The following is a 20,123-nucleotide window of genomic DNA, read 5'->3' as shown; positions in this document are numbered from 1 at the left end:
GGATGGCTCGGATACTGGGCGTGGCCCTAGGCCGGGCGGATCAGGCTCAGGTGGTCGTACAGGTGCATGACATGGGCCCGGGCGTAGTCCTCGTGGCTCAGCGCGCCGTAGGCGAAATGCGCCTTGAGCTCGCCCTGGTAGGCGGCGAAGTCGGCGAAGGCCAGTTGCAGGCGGTCCAGCGCTTCGGCCTGGGACGCAGGCACGTCCAGGGGCCGGGCACCGGGGATGGCTTCGTCCAGCGGGTGACGCATGGCCCCGCGCGCCGTGAACAGGCCAAAGGCCACAGGCCCGACGCTGCCACGGAACCAGGCCGGCTTGAGCTCGGGGTAACCGCTCATGGAGTACTCGATGCTCTGGGCGCAGTGGTTGAACACTTCGGCCGGGCTCCAGCCACGGATGCTCACCAGGGCCTTGTCGACCAGGCCCGCCAATACCCGCTGGGCGTCGGCGAGGTCCGTGGTACCGGGCCTCGGGCCACGGGGCAGCGCCCAGAAGCCCGCCCCGGCACCGGCCACACCGGCAACAGCGGTGAATTTCAGCAACTGCCGGCGGTTCACGAACGTGCCTCCAGGGCCTGGCGGAAGGCCAGGTAATGCTCCAGCACCGCGTCGGGCGCCTCGGTTTGCGGGTAATGGCCGATGCCGTCCAGCAGCACCGTGTCCGGTTGCGGGATCAGCTCGCGGTAGCGCGCCACCATATGCGCCCCGGAGATCGGGTCCACCGCGCCGTCGATCACCCGCAGCGGCAGCCCACCCTTCTGCATGGCGGCCACCCAGCGGTCGCGCTGCTCGCGGCGTTCGGGGATGTAGCGGATCAACCGGTGCATCACGCGCGGCCCTTGCTGCTGGGCGATCAGGCTCCAGAAGTCGTCCAGCTCCGCCTCGCTGGGCTGGGTCGCGGGGCCGAACACCTTGCCGAAGTTCGCCCCCAGCTTGGCGCGGGAAAAGCCCCGGCCGATCAGCGGCCCCAGCGGGCTGAGCAACAGCTTCTGCACCAGCACCGGGCGGTGCGTCTCGGGGAACAACCCGCCATTGAGGAACACGCAGCTGCCCAGGGCACAACGCCCTTCGTGGTGCCGCGCCACCAGCTCCTGGGCGACGCTGTCGCCGTAGTCGTGGGCCAGCAGGTGCACCGGGCCCACGATGCCCAGGTGACGCAGCAGCGCCAATTGCAGGTCGGCCTGTTCCAGCAGCCGGTAGTCATGGCCACGGGGCTTGTCGGAGTCGCCGAAACCAAGCATGTCGCAGGCGATCACCCGGTAGCGCTCGGCCAGCGGGCTCCAGATGTAGTGCCAGTCCCAGGAGGCCGTGGGGAAGCCGTGGATCAGCAGCAGCGGCTCGCCCTGCCCGGCTTCCCAGTAGCGGATGCGGTGGCGATGGAACAGCAGGTCGCGGCCCTGGGCGCGCCAGTCGCCCAGGGGAATGCCCGCCAGGGCCATCAGTCGGCGTATCCCGGGTTCTGCAGGTCGAGCTTGCGCAGCAGCGCCGGCCAAGGCAGCGAGCCGCCCATGCCCTGGGAGGTCTTCATCACGCCGGCGATCATCGCCCGGGCGCCGTCGAGGATCTGCTGCGGGATGTGGATGAGTTCGGCACCGCCGCTCTGGGCCATCACCTGGATCTCGCAGGCGCGCTGCAGGGTGAACATGCCGAGGAAGGCGTCGGCGATGCTGCCGAAGGCGGTGAGCAGGCCGTGGTTGGGCAGGATCAGGAAGTTGGCGTTGCCCAGGTCGGCCTGCAGGCGGGCCTTTTCCTCGTGGTTCAGCGCCACGCCTTCGTACTGGTGGTAGGCCAGGCTCGCGAGCACGAACAACGACTGCTGGGACAACGGCAGCAGGCCCTGCTTCTGTGCCGAGACGGCGATGCCGGCGGCAGTGTGGATGTGCAGCACGCAGTTGGCGTCGTGACGCACCTCATGCACGGCGCTGTGGATGGTGTAGCCGGCCGGGTTGATGTCGTAGGGGCTGTCCATCAGCTTCTTGCCGGAGTGGTCCACCTTCACCAGGCTGGAGGCGGTGATCTCGTGGAACATCAGCCCGTAGGGGTTGATGAGGAAGTCTTCGGTGCCGGGCACCTTGGCGGAGATGTGGGTGAAGATCAGGTCGTCCCAGCCGTACAGGGCGATGAGCCGGTAGCAGGCGGCGAGGTCGACGCGGGTCTGCCACTCGGCGGCGGAAACCTGGCTCTTGACGGAGTTCGGGTGCAGGGATTGGGCAGCGGTCACGGTAATCACCTCGGTTCTTGTTGTGTGCGATGACCCAGGAGTCTAGCGAGGGCGTGGCGATCCGATAGTCGCCTTGGCAGCCATCCGAATGACCGCAGGAGTCACAACAGGACGGCCACCAGGGGCGCGGCGAAGAGGTTGAGCAGGCCCATCAGCACCATCACCAGGCCGGCCACGGTGCCTTCCTCGCGCCCCACTTCCTGGGCCCGGCTGACCCCGGCGCCATGGGCGCCGACGCCGAACAGCGCGCCCCGCGCCAGGGTGCTGCGCAGGGGCAGCCAGCGGATCAGCAGGCTGCCGGCCAGGGCGCCGAAGACGCCGGTGATCATCACGAACACCGCCGTGAGCTCCGGCACGCCACCCAGCCCCTGGGCCAACGGCATGGCGAAGGGCGTGGTGATCGAGCGCGGCACCAGCGACAGGCTCACCGAAGCTTCCAGGGACAGCGCGTGGGCCAGCCACCAGGAACTGGCGATGGCCACGGTGCTGCCCATGAGCATGCCCAGCGACAGCGCCGGCCAGTGCCGCGCCAGCAAGGCGCGCTGCTGCCAGATGGGCACGGCGAAGGCCACGGTGGCCGGGCCGAGCAACAGCATCAGCCAGTGGGTGGCGCCGGAGTATTCGGCGTAGCCGGTGTGCAGCGGCACCGCCACGGCCAGCAGCAGCGCCGGCACCAGGATCAGCGGCGACAGCAGGTAACGCCCGCTGCGCCGGTACAGCCAGCGGCTGAGCAGGTAGCCGCCCAGGGTCAGCGCCAGCCAGAACCAGGACATGGGTTCAATGTTCACGGCCATCGCTCCAGCGGCAGACGAACTCGACGGTCAGCGCGGTGGCGAGCATCACCAGCAGGGTGCTGGCGCCGATCACCAGGAGGATGCGCCAGCCCTCGCTGCGCAACAGGGCGCCGTAGTCCAGCAGGCTCATCAGCGCGGGAATGAAGAACAGCAGCATCTCCGCCATCAGCAGGCCGGCCCCCAGTTGCAGCGCGCCCGGCTGCACCCGGCCGCTGGCGAAGGCGGCGAGCAGCAGGCCGAGGCCGATCACCCCGCCGGGAATCGGCCAGGCCAGCCAGGCGGCGATCTGGCAGCCGAGCAGGTACAGGCCGATAAGCACGGCGAGTTGCAGGCAAAGACGGGAAAGGTGCATGAGACGGGGCATGGCGGGTGACTCCGGAACTGGTCACCAGCTTAGAACCGCGCCTATCATCCCAAAAGCGAATTGTTCGACTTGCAGCCATTCGATATTGGAATACAGCCATGGAATTCAACCAGCTCCGCAGCTTTGTCGAGGTCGTCCGCCAGGGCGGCTTCACCCAGGCCGGGCGCGCCCTGCACGCCACCCAGTCGACCATCAGCAAGCAGGTGGCCCAGCTCGAACAGCGCCTCGACGTGCAATTGCTGGAGCGCAACGGCCCGAACCTGCGCCTCACCGAGGCCGGCGCCCTGGTACTGCGCCGCGCCGAGGAGATGCTGCGCCTGCGCCAGGACCTGCAGAGCGAGCTGCACGACCTCAGCCAGCTGCAGCGCGGCGAGCTGCGCCTGGGTCTGCCGTTGCTGGGGGGCGAAGTGCTCTTCGCCGAGCTGTTCAGCGAGTACCGCCGGCGCTACCCGAACATCAACGTGCACCTGGCCGAGGGCGGCAGCAAATTGCTGGAGCAGGCGATCCTCCAGGGCGAGCTGGAACTCAGCGGCGGCCTGACTCCCAGCGACCCGGCCTTCGATCACCAGCCGTTCTGCAACGAACCGCTGGATGTGCTGCTGCCGGCCGATCACCCGCTGCACGACCAGCCGAGCCTGGCCCTGGCCCAGCTCGCCGACTCGGCCTTCCTCCTCTACCAGCAGAGCTTCACCCTCAACGACCGCCTGCTGCAGGCGTGCAAGCAGGCCGGCTTCACCCCACGGGAAGCCGGGCGCAGTGGCCAGGCGGATTTCCTCGCGGCGCTGGTGGCGGCCGGCCAGGGCGTGGTGCTGCTGCCGCGCATCGTCGCCCGGCACCTGGAGCGGCCGGGCATCGTCCGGCTGCCGTTGCGCGAACCGGACCTGCGCTGGGACATCGCCTTCGTCTGGCGACGCGGGGGTTATCTGTCGAATGCGGCGCAGGCCTGGCTGGCGCTGCTGCGGGAGAAGGGACCGCTGGCCCGGAGCTGACCGGGCCGCGTGTCGGGGAAGGTCAGGCGCTGCGCAGGGCCTGGATGAGCTCGGCGATCCAAGGCTCGGCGTCGACTTCCGGGGTGACGGTTTCGCTGGAATCCACCCGCAGCATCTCTACCACTTCGCGGATGCCCAGCTCGGCATAGAGCTCGCGCACCTGCTCGCCGCCGCCGCAGAACACGTCGTAGCTGGAGTCGCCCAGGGCCAGCACGGCACCGGGGCGGCCGCGCCAGTCGGGAAGCTGGTCGCGGATGCTGTGGTACAGCGGCAGCAGGTTGTCCGGCAGCTCGCCCATACCGGTGGTCGAGGTCACGGTGAGGAAGGCGTCCGGGGCGAAGGCCTTGAGCTCGTCGAGCCCCATGTGGGCCTTGTGCCAGGCCTCGAAACCGGCGGCCTTGAGCAGGCGCTCGGCATGGCGAGCGACTTCTTCGGCGGTGCCGTACACCGACCCGGAGAGAATGGCGACTTTCATGACAACTCCTGAAACGTTGGCAAACGGCGCGCATTATGCCGCAAGTGGAAAGCCCGGGCCGATGTCTTAGAATCTCCGAGCCACCGAACCGAGAGCCCTTCCATGATCAACGCCAAGCTGCTGCAACTGGTGATCGACGCGTCCAACGACGGCATCGTCGTCGCCGAGCAGGAGGGCGAGGACAACATCCTCATCTACGCCAACCGCGCCTTCGAGCAACTCACCGGCTATGCCCGCGACGACATCCTCTACCAGGACTGCCGCTTCCTGCAGGGCGACGACCGCGACCAGATCGGCCTCGCCGCCATCCGCCAGGCGATCCGCAAGGGCGAGCCGTGCCGGCAGATCCTGCGCAACTACCGCAAGGACGGCAGCCCCTTCTGGAACGAGCTGTCCATCACCCCGGTGTTCAACGAGGGTGACCAGCTGACCTATTTCATCGGCATCCAGAAGAACGTCACCGTCGAAGTCGAGGCCCGCCAGCGGGTGCGCGAACTGGAGGCGGAAGTGGCGGCACTGAAGGCGGAGCTGGCAGCCAAGGGCTGAAGGAACCCGCCACCACTGAAACGAAACGCCCCGCTCGAAGGCGGGGCGTTTTGCAGGAATAAAAGACCGGCGGCCGAATAGGGACAGTGTGGGGACGCGCTGGCGGCCGGTTGCGCAGTTGGAAGAGTCACCTTGAGTCTTGTACAGAAAATCGATTTGTACAGGTAAAGGTACAAAAATCCCCGGGCATCGGCCGTGTCAAGTATCCAGGTGCCCCGCGAGGAACTGCGCCAGGCGGCGCTGCATCGAGCGGCCGTCGCTGCCCAGGCAGGCCACCGCCGAGCCGTCGAGGCTGTCGACCAGCAGGTCCGCCGCTTCGCCGGCCAGGGCCAGGGGGCAGTCCAGGGTCAGGGCGAGGCGCGACAGGCGGGTGGCGGCGTCGTCCTGCGGCGGGTGGTTGGAGAACAGCACCAGCGCCTGGGGCCGCATCTTCTCGCAGACCAGCGCCAGCTCCTGCAACGGCTGGCCATGGCCCAGCACGCTGACCGCCACCTGCTCGCTGCCCATCAGCAAGCCCGCCACCAGCAGTTCCAGCTCACGGCATTCGCCGGGGATGGGCGCCAGCAGCACGCGGTCGTCCGCGCGATTGCGCGCCAGTTGCAGGCGCTGCAATGCCCGCGCCCGCATGAAGGAATCGAGGAAGGCCCATTCACTGGCGACGCCGTACTCGTCGTGGCGCAGCAGCAGGTCGCGCCACACCGGCATCAGCACATCCTGGAACACCACCGGCAACGGGTAGGTGGAGAACACCTGGCCGTAGAGGCGCTCCATGGCGTCTTCGTCGAAGGCCGCCAGGGCCCGGCGCAACTGCACCTGCAGCTCGACCCACTCCGTCGTCGCCACGCCCTGGTAGGCCGGTGCCACGGGGGCCTTGGCCTGGGCGCTGCGGGCGAGGATCTTGCCCACCTTGCTAACCGCCACGCCGCGATCGATCCAGGCGAGGATGCTGCGCACCGCCTCGATGTCGGCGAAGGAATAGAGGCGATGGCCGCTGTCGGTGCGGGTCGGCTGGATCAGGCCATAGCGTCGTTCCCAGGCACGCAGGGTCACCGGGTTGACGCCGGTGAGCCGGGAAACCTCGCGGATCGGGAACAACTCTTCCTGCTGCATGGCGATGACGGCCTGGGAGGCGACGGCGGTTTCGGTCATGGTGGACTGTCGAAGATGGACGATGGAGCAAAGTCTAACCCAGCCTGGCGGGAGCGCTCGACTGCACGCTCGTTGGGCGCCTTGCACCACCCCGGTGCGGCTCGGCATCGGAACCCGCCGGCAGGCGACCGGCCGTCTGCCTGCACGCCGCGATCACATGCGGCTCTGGCACTTTTCCGCGAAACCGGAATAATCCTTGCCTCTGTAAATACGCAGCCCAACACCCCGGGCTGCGTTTCGCGCCCCGCCTACCCGGCCGGGCGCCCCGGCTAGTGGAGATACACGATGTCTGCCGATCCCGTCACCCTCATGGTGGCGCGCCGCGTGCCCCGCGAGCGCTACACCGAGTTCATGTCCTGGCTGCGCGAAGGCGAGCTGCTGGCCGCCGACTTCCCCGGCTACCTCGGTTCCGGCGTACTGGCCCCGCCGCCCGATGACGACGAATTCCAGATGATCTTCCGCTTTGCGGACGAGCCGACCATGGCCGCCTGGGAAGACTCCGCCTCCCGCCGCGCCTGGCTGGCCCGTGGCGCCGGCCTCTTCGAGCAGCCCCAGGAGCACCGCGCCCTGGGCCTCGACGCCTGGTTCGGCAGCGCCGACAAGCGCCCGCCGCGCTGGAAACAGAGCGTGGCCATCTGGCTGGCGTTCTTCCCGGTGTCGCTGGCCTTCAACCTGTGCTTCGGCCCCTGGCTGGCGGACCTGCCGCTGACCCTGCGCATCCTGCTCAGCACCCTGGCGCTGACGCCGCTGATGACCTACTGGTTCATCCCCCTGTCCACCCGCCTGCTCGCCCCCTGGCTGCACGCCAGCCCGTCGCGGGTGGAACGCGCCGAGCACACCGCCCACACCCGCTGAAGCACCCTGCGCGCCTCGGGGTTTCCACCCGGAAACCCACGTCCGGCGCAGGGTTGTTTGCCCAGGGGGGCTGGGGTAACGTGGCCCGATCCAGCCCCCGAGCGGGGCGCTCCCCCTCCCCTGCCGCGAGACCTCCATGGTCGGTTCCAACGCACCTATCCTGATCACCGGCGCCGGCCAGCGCGTCGGCCTGCATTGCGCCCTGCGCCTGCTGGACGACGGCCACCCGCTGGTCTTCAGCTACCGCAGCGAGCGTGAGGGGGTGGCGCAGTTGCGCGAGCGTGGCGCCGTGGCGATCCAGGCGGACTTCTCCAGCGAAGCCGGCATCCTCGCCTTCATCGATGAGCTGAAGGCCAAGGCGCCGCGCCTGCGCGCCATCGTGCACAACGCCTCGGAATGGCTCGCCGAGACCCCGGGCGACGAAACCCAGGCCTTCGCCCGCATGATCAACGTGCACATGCTCGCGCCCTACCTGATCAACCTGCACTGCGCCGAACTGCTGGGGCCGGGCCCGGCCGATATCGTGCATTTCAGCGACGACGTCACCCGCAAGGGCAGCGCCCGCCACATGGCCTACTGCGCCAGCAAGGCCGGGCTGGAAAGCCTGACCCTGTCCTTCGCCGCGCGCCTGGCGCCGGCGATCAAGGTCAACGGCATCGCCCCGGCGCTGGTGATGTTCAACGACAACGACGACGCGGCGTACCGCGAGAAGACCCTGGCCAAATCCGCGCTGGGCATCGAGCCGGGCGCCGAGGTGGTCTACCAGGGCCTGCGCTACCTGCTGGACAACCCCTACGTCACCGGCACCACCCTGACACTGAACGGTGGCCGCCACCTCAAGTGAGGCGGCCGCGAGGACACGATCGATGAGCGAACAACTGCCCCACCATTACCGGGAGATCCTTCTCGGCCTGGGCGAAGACCCGCAGCGCGAAGGCCTGCTGGACACCCCCAAGCGCGCTGCCAAGGCCATGCGCTACCTGTGCCACGGCTACGAGCAATCGCTGGATGAGATCGTCAACGGTGCGCTGTTCGCGTCCGACAACGACGAGATGGTCATCGTGCGGGACATCGAGCTCTATTCCCTCTGCGAGCACCACCTGCTGCCCTTCATCGGCAAGGCCCATGTGGCGTACATTCCCACCGGCAAGGTGCTGGGGCTGTCCAAGGTGGCGCGCATCGTCGACATGTTCGCGCGGCGCCTGCAGATCCAGGAGAACCTCACCCGGCAGATCGCCGAGGCGATCCAGAGCGTGACCGGCGCCGCCGGCGTCGCCGTGGTCATCGAGGCCCAGCACATGTGCATGATGATGCGTGGCGTGGAGAAGCAGAATTCGCAGATGCTCACCTCGGTGATGCTCGGCGCCTTCCGCGACAGCTCGACCACCCGCCACGAATTCCTGCAACTGATTGGACGGAGCAAGTAACAATGCCGCGACTGGAGCCCGGAATGGCGCGAATCCGCGTCAAGGACCTGCGCCTGCGCACCTTCATCGGGATCAAGGAAGAAGAGATCCTCAACAAGCAGGACGTGCTGATCAACCTGACCATCCTCTACCCCGCCGTGGAGGCCGTGGAAGGCAACGACATCGAGCACGCGCTGAACTACCGCACCATCACCAAGGCGATCATCCGCCACGTCGAAGAGAACCGCTTCGCCCTGCTGGAGCGCCTGACCCAGGAGATTCTCGACCTGGTCATGGCCAACCCCAGCGTGCGCTACGCCGAAGTGGAAGTGGACAAGCCCCACGCCCTGCGTTTCGCCGAGTCGGTGTCCATCACCCTCGCCGGCCACCGCTGACAGAACCCGTGATGCCCGGCCGCTCGCCGGGCATTGCCGCCGCCGGGAGCCGCTCATATCATCCCGGCGCCCCGCCACCCCGAGCCCAGGAGAACCTGCGATGAACGAGCAAGAACGCCTCGAACTCGAAGCCGCCGCCTTCCGCCGACTGGTCCAGCACCTGCGCAGCCGCCCGGACGTGCAGAACATCGACCTGATGAACCTCGCCGGCTTCTGCCGCAACTGCCTGTCCAAGTGGTACAAGGCCGCCGCCGACGACCTCGGTGTCGAGGTCACCCAGGACCAGGCCCGCGAAGAGGTCTACGGCATGCCCTATGCCGAGTGGAAAACCAAGTACCAGAAAGAAGCCAGTGCCGAGCAGCAAGCGGCCTTCAACAAAGCGAACAAAGAATGACCCTGATCGATTTCCGCGCCCGCCTGCGTAGCGGCCAGCATGCCTTCGCCGACACCCTGGCCTTCATCGCCGAGGGCTACGACTACCAGCCCACCGCCTTCGTCAACGGCAAGGTGGAGAACGCCGCCGGCCAGAACGAGGGCTCCTGCAAGACCCTCGGCCTGGTCCTGCTCGAAGGCCTGGGCCTGGACGAAGCGCTGCTGGCCTTCGGCGAGCATTACCGCGCGGTGCTCGCCACCCCGGAAGGCAGCGACCACGGCAATATCCGCGCCCTGATGGAAACCGGCCTGGCCGGTGTGCGCCTCGACGGCGAACCGCTCAAGCGCAAGGCCTGAGGCGGGTCGGAACGGCGCCATGCGCGCCGCTCATCTGTCAGAAAAAGCTGACATACGTCACAAAGGGAACAACGTATCCTGCGCGACGTAACGGGAACACCAGGGACGGTGTCCTACGCATATACGCCCGTTGTGCGTTTCCCCTTCCCGTGCAGTTTCGGAGTCGCATGGATGCAACAGACCCTCGTGTGGAAACCCTGGACCAACCCCGGCATCGAAAACCTGCGCCTGCATGTCGATGGCGCCGGCATTCACGCCAGCAGCCACCTGATGCTGAGCGCCGGCGGGCAGAGTTTCGCCGCCACCTACGTGCTCGATTACGACCCCTGCTGGCGCTTCCGCAGCCTGTGGATAAAGGTCGACAACCACGGCCAGAGCAGCCTGCGCCTGCAGCGTGACATCCGTGGCCAGTGGCGCCTGGACGGCCAGCCGCGCGGCGACCTCGACGCCTGCCAGCAGGTGCTGCTCTCCGCCAGCCCCTTCACCCACACGCCGATCCTGCAGCGCAGCGCTCTCGAGTGCGGGCAGAGCGAAGAGCTTCAGGTCGCCTTCATCGACCTGCCCAGCCTCGCCGTGCAGGCCCGTGGCCAGCGCTACCAGTGCCTGCGCCAGCAAGGGGAGCAGACCCTCTACCGCTGCGAACCCCAGGGCCGCCACAGCACCGAGCTGGCCCTCGACCGCAATGGCCTGGTGCTCAAGGCCAGCGACCAGTTCCTGCGTCTCGCCGCACGCACCCTGACCCTGGACGAACTGCCCATCAGCACACTGGTGTGAATCCCCCGCCATGAAAAAGCCCCGCCGAAGCGGGGCTTTTTTGTTCACGAGGATGACGTGCAACCGTAGGTTGGCGCCAAGCACAGCGAGGCCCAACACCCGGACAGCCACATTCCTCAGACCTCGTAGAGGTAGCGCTCCACATCCAGCGCCGCCATGCAGCCGGCACCGGCCGAGGTGATGGCCTGGCGGTACACGTGGTCGGCCACGTCGCCGGCGGCGAACACGCCGGGGATGTTGGTGGCGGTGGCGTTGCCGTCACGGCCGCCGTTGACCACCAGGTAGCCGTCGCGCAGGGTCAGCTGGCCCTCGAACAGCGAAGTGTTGGGCGTGTGGCCGATGGCGACGAACAGGCCGTCCACCTTCAGCTCGTCGGCGCTGCCGTCGTTGTTGCGCAGGCGCACGCCGGTCACGCCCATGTCGTCGCCCAGCACTTCACCCACCTGGGCGTTGAGCTTGAGCACGATGCGGCCTTCGGCGATGCGTGCCTTGAGCTTGTCCTGGAGAATCTTCTCGGCGCGGAAGGTCTCGCGGCGGTGCACCAGGGTCACCTTGCTGGCGATGTTGGCCAGGTACAGCGCCTCTTCCACGGCGGTGTTGCCGCCGCCCACCACCGCCACTTCGCGGTTGCGGTAGAAGAAGCCGTCGCAGGTGGCGCAGGCGGACACGCCCTTGCCCATGAAGCGTTCCTCCGACGGCAGCCCCAGGTAACGGGCGCTGGCGCCGGTGGCGATGATCAGCGCGTCGCAGGTGTAGGTGCCGCTGTCACCGCGCAGGGTGAAGGGCTTGCCGGCCAGGTCCACGGCATTGATGTGGTCGAAGACGATCTCGGTCTCGAAACGCTCGGCGTGCTCCTGCATGCGCTGCATCAGCGCCGGGCCGGTGAGGCCATGGGGGTCGCCGGGCCAGTTGTCGACTTCGGTGGTGGTGGTCAGCTGGCCGCCGGCCTGCATGCCGGTGATCAGCAGCGGCTCGAGGTTGGCCCGCGCGGCATAGACGGCGGCGCTGTAACCGGCGGGGCCGGAGCCGAGGATGATGACCCGGGAATGGCGCGTGGCGGACATGGCTGACACCTCGTGAAGTAAAAGGAGGTCACTGCGGGCACTTGGGGAAGGCTTTCAGGAATGCAGCGACCTCGGGAACCGGTGGGGCCGGCCTGGCGACTGCCGGAGCCCCGAAATTGCTGGCAAGGCTACCGAGCGCCCCCTGGGCCGGGAAATGTGTATTCCTTATCCCGACCATAGGGCCGTCCTATCGCAGGATGGGAAGCGCGACCCAGGCGCTTTTACCGGTCACGCAAAGCCGGTAAGGTCGCGCCATGTCCACCCTCTGGAGCCCTCGATGCCCGCCCCCGCCCTGTCCGGCCCGCAATACCTCGGCGAAGGCCTGAAACTCATCCTCAGCCCCGGCCTGCGCCTGTTCGTGCTGCTGCCGCTGACCCTCAACCTGGTGCTGTTCATCGCCCTGATCGGCTTCGCCATGCAGCAGTTCAGCGGTTGGGTCGACGCCTTCATGCCCAGCCTGCCGAGCTGGGCAAGCTTTCTCGAATACCTGATCTGGCCGCTGTTCGTGGTGCTGGTGCTGCTGATGGTGTTCTTCAGCTTCACCATGATCGCCAACATCATCGCCGCGCCCTTCAACGGCTTCCTCGCCGAGAAGGTGGAAGTGGTGGTGCGTGGCCAGGACGATTTCCCCGCCTTCAGCTGGGCCGAACTCACCGCCATGGTGCCGCGCACCGTCGGCCGCGAGCTGCGCAAGCTGGGCTACTTCCTGCCCCGTGCCATCGGTCTGCTGATCCTCAGCTTCATCCCCGGGGTGAACCTGGTGGCGACGCCGCTGTGGTTCCTCTTCGGCGTGTGGATGATGGCGGTGCAGTACATCGACTACCCGGCGGACAACCACAAGCTGGGCTGGAACGAGATGCTCGCCTGGCTGCGCGAGAAGCGCTGGCAGAGCCTGGGCTTCGGCGGCTCGGTGTACCTGGCGCTGCTGATCCCCTTCGTCAACATCGTGATGATGCCCGCCGCCGTCGCCGGCGCCACGCTTTTCTGGGTGCGCGAAGGCGGTGAGAAGGCGCTGCCGCAGGCCTGAACCACCCTGCCCCGGCCACGTGCGCCGGGGCTGTCACCCAGTCGTCACGCAAACTTCACACTGGCTACATGGCGCTGTTCGACACTGCATCCATGAGCCTGCTGCCCCTGAACATCTCGCTGATCAGCGAAACCTTCCTGCCGGAGATCAACGGCGTCGCCAACACCCTGGCACGCCTGTGCGACGGCTTGCGCGCCCGTGGTCACCGCCTGCAGCTGGTGCGCCCGCGCCAGGCCTGCGACCAGGGCGTGAAGAGCAGCGACGAACTGCTGCTGGTGCGCGGCTGGCCGCTGCCCGGCTACCCCGGCCTGCAATGGGGCCAGTCGAGCCTGCACAAGCTGATCTCGCGCTGGAAGCGCAAGCGCCCGGACGTGCTCTACATCGCCACCGAAGGCCCGCTCGGCCTCTCCGCCCTGCGTGCCGCGCGGCGCCTGGGCATCCCGGCGATCAGCGGCTTCCACACCAATTTCCAGCAGTACACCGGGCACTACGGCGTCGGCCTGCTGACCCGCCTGATGACCAACTACCTGCGTTGGTTCCACAACGCCTCGCAACTGACCCTGGTGCCCAGCGCCAGCCAGCGCGAGGAGCTGCAGCGCCGTGGCTTCGAGCGCCTGGCCCTGCTTTCCCGCGGGGTCGATGGCCAGCTGTTCAACCCCGCCAGACGCTGCGCGGCGCTGCGGGAATCCTGGGGCCTGGGGCCGAACGATATCGCCGTGCTGCACGTCGGCCGCCTGGCCCCGGAGAAGAACCTCAGGCTGCTCGGCCCGACCTTCCACGCCCTGCAGCAAGCCCATCCAGAGAAGACCATGAAGCTGATCCTGGTGGGCGACGGGCCGCAACGCGCACAGCTCCAGGCGGAACTGCCCGAGGCGCTGTTCTGTGGACTGCAACGGGGTGAGGAGCTGGCGAAGCACTACGCCTCCAGCGACCTGTTCCTGTTCCCCAGCCTCTCCGAAACCTTCGGCAACGTGGTGCTCGAAGCCCTCGCCTCCGGGCTCGGTGTGGTGGCCTTCGACCAGGCCGCAGCGGCGCAGCACATCCGCCACGGGCACAACGGCGCCCTGGCGATGCCGGACGTACCGGTGACCTTCAGCGATGCCGCCTGCTGGCTGCTGGAAGACAGCGAGACCCTGCGCCGGGTGCGTTTGAACGCGCGCCAGCATGCGGGCCGCCAGGGCTGGGAGGCGATCATCCAGCAGTTCGAGCAGCACCTGCACGACGTCCACCAGGCGCTGCCCGAGCCCCGCGTGGCGCCGGGGCTGGACCGCCTGCAGCGCTGATCAGCCGAAGGGCCTTGCCGCCGCGGCGAAGGCCAGGCTCAGCGCGCCCTTGCCGAGGTTGATGGCGCCGGTGGGGCTGAGCATCGCCACCTGCAGGTTCACCTCGCGTTGGGCGCACACCGATTCCAGCTGGGCGAAGCCCGGCAGGTCGCGCACCACCGACAGGTCCCCGGCGTAGCTCAGGCACAGCTGCGGTGCCAGCAACTCGCCCGCCAGCACCTGGGCGGTGGCGTGGGCCAGCAGCTTCTCCGCCGCACGCTCGAAGCTGGGCGCCAGGGACACTGGCTTGTCTTCGCCCTGCTGCACGCTGATCACCGGTTTCACATCCAGCAGCGAGCCCAGCCCCAGAGCCGCGCCGCGCATGCGGTCGAGCAGGCCGCCGCGCTCGCCCTTCTGGAAACCACGGCGGCGCAGGTGGCCGAGGTCATCGGCGATGAGGAAGGTGCAGACGCTCTCCGACAGCTGCTCCAGCCGCGCCCGTACCGCGCTCGGGTGGGCGCCACCGGCGACCAGCCGGGCCGCCTCGGCGGCGAGCACCGCACTGCCGGCGAACATGCTGCGGCCATCCACCACGCGCATGGCGAAGGGGCTGTTGAGGCCGGCCTCGGCGCGGCGTTCGCGGTAGTGCTGGAGCAGGCTGAAGGAGGCCTGGGTGGCGTGCTCGAAGATCGGGCTGCGCAGGCTGGAGATGGTCAGGCAGATGACATGGTCGTAGGCGGTCACCAGCTCTTCGAGAAACCACTGCTGCATCTCCGCCACCGACAGCGCGTCGCTGTGGTCCTCCGGGCCGACCTTGGCCAGTTGCTCGGCATAGAACTGCCGGGTGGCCTCGGGTACACGGCGGTCCACCAGGGCCTCGCGCCCCAGGTGGATACGGATCGGCAGCACACGGATGCCGTGGGCAGCGAGGAATTCCTGAGGCAGGTCACAAGTGGCATCCACTACCAGTCCAGTGCGCATGACGACTACTCCTTCGGCCGGTGAACCGGCGCTTGTTGTGATGTTCGCGACCTTGCGCCTTGCCCGCCCGCAAGTCAGCCCAACCGATTGAGGGTTTCACCGGCGCGCGGATCATTCCTTCGCCACCCAGGCGCCAGGGCATAAAAAAGCCCCGCACGAGACGGGGCTGGAAATGGGTGCGCCGACAGGGCCGACGCACCGGGGGACGAATGCTCAGACCAGGCTGGTCAGGGCGTCGCGGCTGAACGGCAGGATGTCCTGCATGCGGCCTTCGCGGACCTTGGTCGCCCAGTCCGGGTCCACCAGCAGGGCGCGGCCCACGGCCACCAGGTCGAATTCCTCATTGTTCAGGCGCTCCAGCAGGCCTTCGATGTTGGCCGGCTGGGCGACCTTGTCGGTCTTGACCATGAACTGCAGGAACTCGCCATCCAGGCCGACGCTGCCGACGGTGATGGTGGGCTTGCCGGTGAGCTTGCGGGTCCAGCCGGCCAGGTTGAGGTCGGAGCCTTCGAACTCCGGCTCCCAGAAGCGGCGGGTGGAGCAGTGGAAGATGTCCACGCCGGCATCGGACAGCGGCTTGAGGAAGGCGCCCAGCTCTTCGGCGGTCTGCACCAGACGGGCGGTGTAGTCCTGCTGCTTCCACTGGGAGAAGCGGAAGATGATCGGGTAGTCGGGGCCGACGGCCTCGCGCACGGCCTTGACCACTTCGATGGCGAAGCGCGAACGCTGGGCCAGGTCGCCGCCGTAGCCGTCGGTGCGCTGGTTGGTGCCTTCCCAGAAGAACTGGTCGATCAGGTAGCCGTGGGCGCCGTGCAGCTCGACGCCGTCCATGCCGATGGCCTTGGCGTCACGGGCGGCCTGGGCGTAGGCGGCGACGACCTCGTCGATGTCCTGCTGGGTCATGCCGTGGACCACCACCTGGCCGTCCTTGAGCTTCTCGCTCGGGCCGTAGCCGGGGACGCTGGCGTCCGGCTCGGTGCCCAGGCGGCGGACGTTACCCACGTGCCACAGCTGCGGGACGATCTTGCCACCTTCGGCGTGCACGGCGTCGACCACGGTCTTCCAGCCGGCCAGGGCGTCTTCGCCGTAGAAGCGCGGTACATGGGGGTAACCGTTGGCGGCCTGGTGGCCGATGGTGGTGCCTTCGGTGACGATCAGGCCGACGCCGGCGGCAGCGCGGCGGCGGTAGTACTCGACCACCTGCTCGGTGGGCACGCCGCCCGGGGAGAAGGAGCGGGTCATGGGCGCCATCACCACACGGGTCGGCAGCTCGAGGGCGCCGAGGCGGAAGGGGGCGAACAGGGCGTCTGCGGAAGCGGTCATCGGGGTCTCCTGATCCGGCCACATGACCGGTCGTCTCGTTTACGGGCTTTAGGGGTCACACCCGCAGCAGGCGCTGCAGGCGGGTCATGAAGTCGAACAGCGGCCGGGCGCCGGCACCGACCTTGAGGCGGGTGAGCACGCCCTGCCAGGCATTGGCGATGAAGCTGGCGAGGTTGGCGCAGTCTTCGTCCGCCGGCAGCTCACCGGCACGCTGGGCCTCTTCCAGGCAGGCCTGGAGGGTGTCGGCGGAGCGCTGCAGGATGGCGTCCACCTGGGCACCGATGGCGGGCGACAGCTCGGCCATCTCGAAGCTCAGGCTGCCAATGAAGCAGTGGTACTCCAGCTTCTCGTGGCGGGTGAAGTGGCTGACCAGCTCACCGTAGTAGTCGAGGATGCGCTGGGCCGGGCTCTTCGCCGGATCGGACAGGGCCTGGGCGTAGCGCTCCAGGCGCGGCGAGTAGAGATAGTCCAGCGCCTGCAGGGCGAAATCTTCCTTGCTGGCGAAGTAGTGGTAGAAGGACCCCTTGGGAATCCCCGCTGCCTGGACGATCTCCTGCACGCCGGTACCGTGGTAGCCCGCGCGGGTCATCACGCCGGTGCCCTTGGCCAGGATCAGGTCACGCTTGTCGAGTCGGATGCTGTTCATGGCGCCGAGCATATGACCGGTCGTCTCGCTCGGCACAGCACTATTGATCAGGGTGATTTTGGGTCAGAAAGCAGGCGCGCCTTACCCGGCGGTAATGGCCTGTCGTGAAGGTAAGGGCGGGTGTGGGCGCCACAGGTTGGTGCCGAGCGCAGCGAGGCCCAACGCAGCGATGTTCGGCCCCGCTGCGAGCCCCCTGTGGGAGCGGCTTCAGCCGCGAAAGACCCGTCGCCGGCACCTGGCTGCGAGTGACTGGGGCTCCATCGCGAATGAATTCGCTCCCACGGAATGCGCCGCCCAATCACGATTCATGTAGGGGCGACTTCAGGCCGTAGGGCGGGTGAAACCCGCGAAGGGTGGGTGCGGCGTTGTCGGGTTGCACCCGACCTACAATCCCCACCACGGCCCATGTAGGGGCGACTTCAGTCGCCGAGCAGGCCGCAGGACTGCCACCACAGGAATTCCCGGTGGCACCGCCTGGTGGATGAAAAAGCGCCATCCACCCTACGCAGGTCCCGCCATCAGGGGGAGGAGCGACTCAGCCCAGCGCCTTCTCGATGGCCAGCACCAGGGCCGGGTCGTCCGGGGCGGTGCGCGGGGAGAAGCGGGCGAGCACACGGCCGTCCTGGCCGACGAGGAATTTCTCGAAGTTCCAGGTGATGTCGCCCGGGAACTCAGCGCCCTCGCCCGCCAGCAGGCGATACAGCGGATGACGGCCGGGGCCGTTGACCTCCAGCTTGCTGCCCAGGGGGAAGCTCACGCCATAGTTGAGGCTGCAGAACTCGCGGATCTCGTCTTCGCTGCCAGGCTCCTGGCCGGCGAACTGGTTGCACGGCAGGCCGAGCACGGTGAAGCCCTTGTCGCGGTACTGCTGGTGGAGCTTTTCCAGCCCGGCGTATTGCGGTGTCAGCCCGCACTTGGAGGCGACGTTGACCACCAGAACCACCTGCCCCTTGTAGGGCGCCAGAGGCAGCTCCTGACCGTCGAGGGCACGCAGGTTGAGGTCGTGGAATGCACTCATGACAAACTCCTGGATCGTCGCAAGGGAACATCGCAGCGGGACAAAAAAGGCGCCCGTGGGCGCCTTTTCGGTTGATCAGAGCTTAGCAGCCCGATGGCGACCGAGCGTTGCCGCAAGTCGCCTGGCTGCCCGCCGATCAGTGGTGGTGACCGCCTTCGCCATGGATATGGCCGTGGGCGATCTCTTCGGCGCTGGCTTCACGCACGTTGACCACTTTCACGTCGAAGCTCAGGCGCTGGCCGGCCAGCGGGTGGTTGCCGTCGACGGTCACGTCGTCGCCATCGATGTCGCGGATGGTGACGATCTGCATGCCGCCGTCCGGGCCGGACGCATGGAACTGCATGCCCACTTCCAGCTGATCGACGCCTTCAAACATGGCGCGGCTGAGGGTGGCAACCAGTTCGGCGCTGTATTCGCCGTAGGCATCTTCCGGTTCGATAGCGACCTTGATCGCATCACCGGCCTGCTTGCCTTCGAGGGCCTTTTCCAGGCCGACGATGATGTTGCCGGAACCGTGCAGGTACACCAGCGGCGCGCCGCCAGCGGAGCTGTCGATGACCTCACCGGCGTCGTTGGTGAGCGTATAGTCGATGGAGACAGCCTTGTTGGCGGCAATCAGCATGGTGCAAGACCTTTTGGAGAAGATTGAAGAACGTGCAAGTCTAACTGCCAAGACGGCCGATTGCGACCCGAAGGCTGACGGACGGATCGTACGCTTACTTGACTTCCGCCAGGATGACGAAGGCCATTGGGTGGCAGTCTTGTCCTGCGGCCATACCCAGCACCTGCGCCACCAGCCGCCCTGGCAGTCGCGCGCCTGGGTGCTGGACCCGGCACAACGCGAAGCACGGCGTGGACAGCCCTTTTCCTGCGGCTGGTGCGCCCGTGGCGCGGACCCCGAACCAACCAAGGAGCAATGATGCCCTCACGCAACATTCTGGTGATCAACTGTGGCAGTTCGTCGATCAAGTTCGCCCTGGTCAGCGAGGCCCATTCGCAGTTCCCCCTGTTCGGCATCGCCGAGCGCCTGGGCAGCCGCGACGCCGAACTGCGCTGGCAGCGCGGCGGCGACAAGGACAGCCTGATGATCCCCAACGGCGATTACCGCGTCGCCCTCTCGCAGTTGCTGCCCCTGGTGCAAGCGGCCACCGGCGGCAAGTTGCACGGCATCGGCCACCGCGTGGTGCACGGCGGCGAGCGCTTCACCTCGGCGCGCCGCCTGGATAACGAGGTGATCGCGGCGATCCGCGCCATCGCCCCCCTCGCCCCGCTGCACAACCCGGCAGCGCTGCAGGGCATCGAAGCCGCCATGAGCGTCTACCCGCAGTTGCCCCAGGTGGCGGTGTTCGACACCTCCTTCCACCAGAGCCTGCCCGAGCACGCCTACCGTTACGCCGTACCGGAAAACCTCTACCGCGACCACGGCGTGCGCCGCTACGGCTTCCACGGCACCAGCCACCGCTACGTCAGCCACCGTGCTGCGGAGATCGCCGGGCTGTCCATCGGCGACAGCAGCTGGCTCTCGGCGCACCTGGGCAACGGTTGCTCCACCTGCGCCATCGTCAACAGCCAGAGCCGCGACACCAGCATGGGCCTGACGCCCCTGGAAGGCCTGGCGATGGGCACCCGCAGCGGCGACATCGACCCCAACCTGCACAGCCACCTGGCCAGCACCCTGGGCTGGAGCCTGGAAGAGATCACCCGTGTGCTCAACAGCGAGAGCGGCCTCAAGGGGCTCTCCGGCCTGTCCAACGACATGCGCGCCCTGGAACAGGCCCGCGAACAGGGCCACCCCGGTGCCACCCTAGCCATCGAGGTGTTCTGCTACCGCCTGGCCAAGAGCCTGGCTGCCATGAGCTGCGCCCTGCCCCAGCTCGATGGCCTGATCTTCACCGGCGGCATCGGCGAGAACTCGCCGCTGATCCGCAGCAAGACGGTGGCGCACCTGAAGCTCTTCGACCTGGCCATCGACAAGGAGGCCAATGCCCGCTGCATCCGCGGCATCGCCGGCCCGATCCACAAATACGGTCACACACGCATCCTCGTGGTCCCGACCAACGAGGAGCGGCAGATCGCCCTCGACACCCTCGCCCTGCTCAACTAAGG

Annotated in this window: 26 protein-coding genes; 13 read left to right on the top strand and 13 right to left on the bottom strand. The window is 67.7% G+C overall.

The window, feature by feature from the left end:
* Positions 1-26 precede the first annotated feature (26 nt).
* The 5 genes from OEJ36_RS18215 to OEJ36_RS18195 form a co-directional block, all read right to left on the bottom strand.
* Positions 27-557, bottom strand: coding sequence for a DUF1569 domain-containing protein (locus tag OEJ36_RS18215; protein WP_263402706.1), 531 nt, complete (start codon positions 555-557; stop codon positions 27-29).
* The gene (locus OEJ36_RS18210; RefSeq protein ID WP_263402705.1) at positions 554-1,438 is read right to left on the bottom strand and encodes an alpha/beta fold hydrolase; all 885 of its coding nucleotides are present in this window, start codon (positions 1,436-1,438) and stop codon (positions 554-556) included. Before OEJ36_RS18210 ends, OEJ36_RS18215 begins: the two co-directional genes overlap by 4 nt.
* Entirely contained in the window at positions 1,438-2,220 is a 783-nt protein-coding gene (locus OEJ36_RS18205) for a class II aldolase/adducin family protein (RefSeq protein WP_263402704.1), read from the bottom strand. The genes OEJ36_RS18210 and OEJ36_RS18205 overlap by 1 nt, the downstream gene beginning before the upstream one ends.
* A gap of 101 nt (positions 2,221-2,321) precedes the next feature.
* The gene (locus tag OEJ36_RS18200) at positions 2,322-3,008 is read right to left on the bottom strand and encodes an LrgB family protein (RefSeq protein ID WP_263402703.1); all 687 of its coding nucleotides are present in this window, start codon (positions 3,006-3,008) and stop codon (positions 2,322-2,324) included.
* Positions 2,998-3,378, bottom strand: coding sequence for a CidA/LrgA family protein (locus OEJ36_RS18195; RefSeq protein ID WP_021217024.1), 381 nt, complete (start codon positions 3,376-3,378; stop codon positions 2,998-3,000). The genes OEJ36_RS18200 and OEJ36_RS18195 overlap by 11 nt, the downstream gene beginning before the upstream one ends.
* Before the next feature lie 98 nt (positions 3,379-3,476).
* Between OEJ36_RS18195 and OEJ36_RS18190 the strand changes: the two genes are divergently transcribed.
* Positions 3,477-4,367, top strand: a complete 891-nt coding sequence (locus tag OEJ36_RS18190; RefSeq protein WP_263402702.1) for a LysR family transcriptional regulator — start codon at positions 3,477-3,479, stop codon at positions 4,365-4,367.
* A gap of 22 nt (positions 4,368-4,389) precedes the next feature.
* Here the strand turns inward: OEJ36_RS18190 and OEJ36_RS18185 are convergent, their stop codons facing one another.
* A complete protein-coding gene (locus OEJ36_RS18185; protein ID WP_184487426.1) occupies positions 4,390-4,842 on the bottom strand; it encodes a flavodoxin in 453 nt (150 codons plus the stop codon).
* Between the two features lie 102 nt (positions 4,843-4,944).
* Between OEJ36_RS18185 and OEJ36_RS18180 the strand changes: the two genes are divergently transcribed.
* Complete coding sequence (locus OEJ36_RS18180) at positions 4,945-5,388, top strand: PAS domain-containing protein (RefSeq protein ID WP_263402701.1); 444 nt, start codon at positions 4,945-4,947, stop codon at positions 5,386-5,388.
* Positions 5,389-5,586: 198 nt separating this feature from the next.
* On the opposite strand, the gene OEJ36_RS18175 is transcribed toward OEJ36_RS18180, so the two are convergent.
* Positions 5,587-6,537: a MerR family transcriptional regulator gene (locus OEJ36_RS18175; RefSeq protein ID WP_263402700.1), complete on the bottom strand. Its 951-nt coding sequence runs from the start codon at positions 6,535-6,537 to the stop codon at positions 5,587-5,589.
* Between the two features lie 285 nt (positions 6,538-6,822).
* Between OEJ36_RS18175 and OEJ36_RS18170 the strand changes: the two genes are divergently transcribed.
* From OEJ36_RS18170 to OEJ36_RS18140, 7 genes are all read left to right on the top strand, one after another.
* On the top strand, positions 6,823-7,392 hold the full coding sequence (locus tag OEJ36_RS18170; RefSeq protein ID WP_263402699.1) for an antibiotic biosynthesis monooxygenase: 570 nt from the start codon (positions 6,823-6,825) through the stop codon (positions 7,390-7,392).
* Between the two features lie 136 nt (positions 7,393-7,528).
* Positions 7,529-8,236, top strand: coding sequence for a dihydromonapterin reductase (gene folM / locus OEJ36_RS18165; RefSeq protein WP_263402698.1), 708 nt, complete (start codon positions 7,529-7,531; stop codon positions 8,234-8,236).
* A gap of 22 nt (positions 8,237-8,258) precedes the next feature.
* Positions 8,259-8,819, top strand: coding sequence for a GTP cyclohydrolase I FolE (folE, locus tag OEJ36_RS18160; RefSeq protein WP_263402697.1), 561 nt, complete (start codon positions 8,259-8,261; stop codon positions 8,817-8,819).
* Between the two features lie 2 nt (positions 8,820-8,821).
* The gene (gene folX, locus OEJ36_RS18155; RefSeq protein WP_031286921.1) at positions 8,822-9,193 is read left to right on the top strand and encodes a dihydroneopterin triphosphate 2'-epimerase; all 372 of its coding nucleotides are present in this window, start codon (positions 8,822-8,824) and stop codon (positions 9,191-9,193) included.
* A gap of 100 nt (positions 9,194-9,293) precedes the next feature.
* Positions 9,294-9,587 (top strand): DUF1244 domain-containing protein, encoded by a 294-nt coding sequence (locus OEJ36_RS18150; protein WP_263402696.1) that lies wholly within the window; start codon positions 9,294-9,296, stop codon positions 9,585-9,587.
* Positions 9,584-9,922 (top strand): HopJ type III effector protein, encoded by a 339-nt coding sequence (locus OEJ36_RS18145; RefSeq protein WP_021217034.1) that lies wholly within the window; start codon positions 9,584-9,586, stop codon positions 9,920-9,922. Before OEJ36_RS18150 ends, OEJ36_RS18145 begins: the two co-directional genes overlap by 4 nt.
* A 171-nt stretch (positions 9,923-10,093) precedes the next feature.
* On the top strand, positions 10,094-10,696 hold the full coding sequence (locus tag OEJ36_RS18140; protein ID WP_263402695.1) for a putative glycolipid-binding domain-containing protein: 603 nt from the start codon (positions 10,094-10,096) through the stop codon (positions 10,694-10,696).
* A gap of 116 nt (positions 10,697-10,812) precedes the next feature.
* On the opposite strand, the gene trxB is transcribed toward OEJ36_RS18140, so the two are convergent.
* Positions 10,813-11,760 carry a thioredoxin-disulfide reductase gene (gene trxB / locus OEJ36_RS18135; RefSeq protein WP_263402694.1) on the bottom strand — a complete coding sequence of 316 codons (948 nt, stop codon included), beginning with the start codon at positions 11,758-11,760 and terminating at the stop codon, positions 10,813-10,815.
* A gap of 277 nt (positions 11,761-12,037) precedes the next feature.
* Between trxB and cysZ the strand changes: the two genes are divergently transcribed.
* Together cysZ and OEJ36_RS18125 are read left to right on the top strand one after the other, a co-directional pair.
* Positions 12,038-12,787, top strand: coding sequence for a sulfate transporter CysZ (cysZ, locus tag OEJ36_RS18130; RefSeq protein ID WP_263402693.1), 750 nt, complete (start codon positions 12,038-12,040; stop codon positions 12,785-12,787).
* A 68-nt stretch (positions 12,788-12,855) separates the two neighbouring features.
* Complete coding sequence (locus tag OEJ36_RS18125; protein WP_263402692.1) at positions 12,856-14,070, top strand: glycosyltransferase family 4 protein; 1,215 nt, start codon at positions 12,856-12,858, stop codon at positions 14,068-14,070.
* Here the strand turns inward: OEJ36_RS18125 and OEJ36_RS18120 are convergent, their stop codons facing one another.
* From OEJ36_RS18120 to OEJ36_RS18100, 5 genes are all read right to left on the bottom strand, one after another.
* Positions 14,071-15,030, bottom strand: a complete 960-nt coding sequence (locus tag OEJ36_RS18120) for a DegV family protein (RefSeq protein WP_263402691.1) — start codon at positions 15,028-15,030, stop codon at positions 14,071-14,073. It abuts the gene before it with no gap.
* Positions 15,031-15,243: 213 nt separating this feature from the next.
* Positions 15,244-16,353: an NADH:flavin oxidoreductase gene (locus tag OEJ36_RS18115; protein WP_263402690.1), complete on the bottom strand. Its 1,110-nt coding sequence runs from the start codon at positions 16,351-16,353 to the stop codon at positions 15,244-15,246.
* A gap of 55 nt (positions 16,354-16,408) precedes the next feature.
* Positions 16,409-16,999, bottom strand: a complete 591-nt coding sequence (locus OEJ36_RS18110; protein ID WP_184487417.1) for a TetR/AcrR family transcriptional regulator — start codon at positions 16,997-16,999, stop codon at positions 16,409-16,411.
* A 535-nt stretch (positions 17,000-17,534) separates the two neighbouring features.
* On the bottom strand, positions 17,535-18,017 hold the full coding sequence (locus OEJ36_RS18105) for a glutathione peroxidase (RefSeq protein ID WP_021222300.1): 483 nt from the start codon (positions 18,015-18,017) through the stop codon (positions 17,535-17,537).
* A gap of 136 nt (positions 18,018-18,153) precedes the next feature.
* A complete protein-coding gene (locus OEJ36_RS18100; RefSeq protein ID WP_021222299.1) occupies positions 18,154-18,639 on the bottom strand; it encodes a peptidylprolyl isomerase in 486 nt (161 codons plus the stop codon).
* Here OEJ36_RS18100 and OEJ36_RS18095 point away from each other — a divergent pair.
* Together OEJ36_RS18095 and OEJ36_RS18090 are read left to right on the top strand one after the other, a co-directional pair.
* A complete protein-coding gene (locus tag OEJ36_RS18095) occupies positions 18,638-18,937 on the top strand; it encodes a DUF3565 domain-containing protein (protein ID WP_021222298.1) in 300 nt (99 codons plus the stop codon). The two genes, OEJ36_RS18100 and OEJ36_RS18095, sit on opposite strands and share 2 nt — an antisense overlap.
* Positions 18,937-20,121 carry an acetate kinase gene (locus tag OEJ36_RS18090; protein WP_263402689.1) on the top strand — a complete coding sequence of 395 codons (1,185 nt, stop codon included), beginning with the start codon at positions 18,937-18,939 and terminating at the stop codon, positions 20,119-20,121. Before OEJ36_RS18095 ends, OEJ36_RS18090 begins: the two co-directional genes overlap by 1 nt.
* Positions 20,122-20,123 lie beyond the last annotated feature (2 nt).

The sequence above is a fragment of the Pseudomonas sp. PDM13 genome, from assembly GCF_025685765.1.
In the GTDB taxonomy this organism is placed as follows: Bacteria; Pseudomonadota; Gammaproteobacteria; order Pseudomonadales; family Pseudomonadaceae; genus Metapseudomonas; species Metapseudomonas solani.
Note: the sequence above shows the minus strand (reverse complement) of the source record. Positions and strands in the feature narration are given on the sequence as shown.